Annotated in this window: 2 protein-coding genes; both read left to right on the top strand. The window is 40.0% G+C overall.

The window, feature by feature from the left end:
- Positions 1-312 precede the first annotated feature (312 nt).
- Positions 313-1,188 carry a glucose-1-phosphate thymidylyltransferase RfbA gene (rfbA, locus tag E5987_RS12575; protein WP_160336412.1) on the top strand — a complete coding sequence of 292 codons (876 nt, stop codon included), beginning with the start codon at positions 313-315 and terminating at the stop codon, positions 1,186-1,188.
- A 5-nt stretch (positions 1,189-1,193) separates the two neighbouring features.
- Entirely contained in the window at positions 1,194-1,742 is a 549-nt protein-coding gene (gene rfbC, locus E5987_RS12580) for a dTDP-4-dehydrorhamnose 3,5-epimerase (RefSeq protein WP_160336413.1), read from the top strand.
- The last annotated feature ends 382 nt before the right edge of the window (positions 1,743-2,124 follow it).

The following is a 2,124-nucleotide window of genomic DNA, read 5'->3' on the forward strand; positions in this document are numbered from 1 at the left end:
TCGGCCCAACGGTTAAAACTGAGCGTTCGAACCTGTGAGAATTTGATTTACCTATCAACGTTGACGCATCAGCCGACACTGAAAATTAGCTCCGTTCGAACGCTGAGAATCGTCGTTCGAACCATTGAGAATACCGTTCGAATCGTTGAGAGAAATCATTGAAAGAGAGCTTAGTTGGACACCGCGCCATACTTTCGAAGAAGGGATCAAGGAAACCATTCAGTAGTATTTAGATAATTCGGCCTGGGTAGAAAGTATCCGGATAGGTGAGTATCGGAAATGGCTTGAAGTCAACTATAGTGGGAGAGAATAATGGGGAAAAAATGGAGAGGAATAATTCTGGCGGGTGGAAGTGGTACAAGACTGTATCCGCTGACTAAGAGTATCAGCAAGCAGCTAATGCCCGTATACGATAAGCCAATGATCTATTATCCTCTATCAGTTTTAATGCTTGCAGGAATTAGAGAGGTAGCCATTATTACAGCACCTGATCAGCAGGATTTATTTAAAGATTTGCTTGGGGATGGATCGCAGTGGGGATGTAGCTTTGAATATGTAGTTCAGGAGAAACCCGAAGGTTTAGCGCAGGCCTTCTCGCTCTGTGAGAATTTCATCAAAGGACACAACTCGTGCTTGGTTCTTGGGGATAATTTGTTTTTCGGTCAAGGGTTTCAAGAACTTTTGTTGAAAGCAAAAGAACAAGAAGTGGGAGCGACAGTTTTTGGATACCATGTGTCTGATCCGGAACGGTATGGAGTGGTTGAATTTGATTCTGAGAAAAAAGCTGTATCAATTGAGGAAAAACCAAAACTGCCTAAATCAAATTTTGCAGTCACAGGACTGTATTTTTACGATGAGCATGTTTTGGAGATAGCAAAAAAAGTTAAGCCTAGTCCTCGCGGGGAATTAGAAATAACCGATGTTAATCTGGCATATCTACAGAACAAAGCTCTTACCGTTGAAATCATGGACAGAGGTATAGCATGGTTAGATACAGGAACACATGAATCTCTGTTTGAAGCAGAGGCTTTTATCCACTCAATACAAACTCGTCAAGGCTTAATAATTTCAAGTCCGGAAGAAATTGCCTGGCGTCAAGGTTATATCAACGACCAGCAATTAGAAGGATTAGCTAAACCTATCGCGAAAAACCTGTATGGACAGTATTTGTTAAGCTTGTTGAGGTAAAACTGATGGAAGTAATCAAAACGACAATAGAGGGAGTAATGTTAGTTAAGCCTAAACTTTTTAGTGATGGCCGCGGATATTTTGTCGAAACATGGCAGAAAGAACGCTATGAAGGATGTGGAATTGATTTGGCTTTTGTGCAGGATAACCATAGCAAATCAAGTAAAGGAATTTTGAGAGGACTTCACTTTCAAAAGAATCATCCTCAAGGAAAGCTTGTCATGGTGTCGTATGGTGAAGTGTACGACGTAGCCGTTGACATTAGAGAAAATTCACCGACATTTGGAAAATGGTATGGCGCCATTTTAAATCAAGAAAATCAAAATCAGCTTTGGATTCCTCCTGGCCTGGCGCACGGCTTTGTGGTGCTTAGTGATACTGCGTATTTCCACTATAAATGTACGGACTATTATCATCCCAATGACGAAGGTTCTATTCGTTGGAACGATCCCGATCTTGGAATTGAATGGCCAATCGATTTTGAGCCTTTGTTAAGTGCCAAAGATTCAAAAGCTCCGTGGTTTAAAGAATTCAGAAAAGAACTCGTTAAATGAAAAAGATTGCTATTACCTGTTCGAGGGGGATATTGAGAAAAACTTTAGCATCGAATCTTAAGGGATTTGAAATTATCCCTTTAGCTATTGAAAACTGTTATATCACTTAGGGTTCTGAAGTAGTAAAACAAATAGGATTTGTTTAGATTTTACCTTACATGCAACAAGCTTTGCTATTTTCTATTGTATTTTGCTAAGCAAACGCGATTTTGAGAGCAGTAAAACAACACGATTTTGAGAGTAAAAAAATTATCAAATATTGAAGGTAAAAAATTGAGTTAACTTTACCTTTCGATTGTCGTTTGGGATGGGGTATGCTGCGGAGCGTAGCGAAGCGGCATACCCCATCCTAAAAAATTATTTCTCAGCGCTTACCTCCTCT

Origin of the sequence: Parasutterella muris (genome assembly GCF_009767915.1) — a bacterium.
Classification (GTDB): Bacteria; Pseudomonadota; Gammaproteobacteria; order Burkholderiales; family Burkholderiaceae_F; genus Parasutterella; species Parasutterella muris.

What these genes read in the sequence shown, in the direction of transcription:
- rfbC (WP_160336413.1), top strand. Translation starts at nt 1,194, where the DNA reads ATGGAAGTAATCAAAACGACAATAGAGGGAGTAATGTTAGTTAAGCCT.
- rfbA (WP_160336412.1), top strand. Translation starts at nt 313, where the DNA reads ATGGGGAAAAAATGGAGAGGAATAATTCTGGCGGGTGGAAGTGGTACA.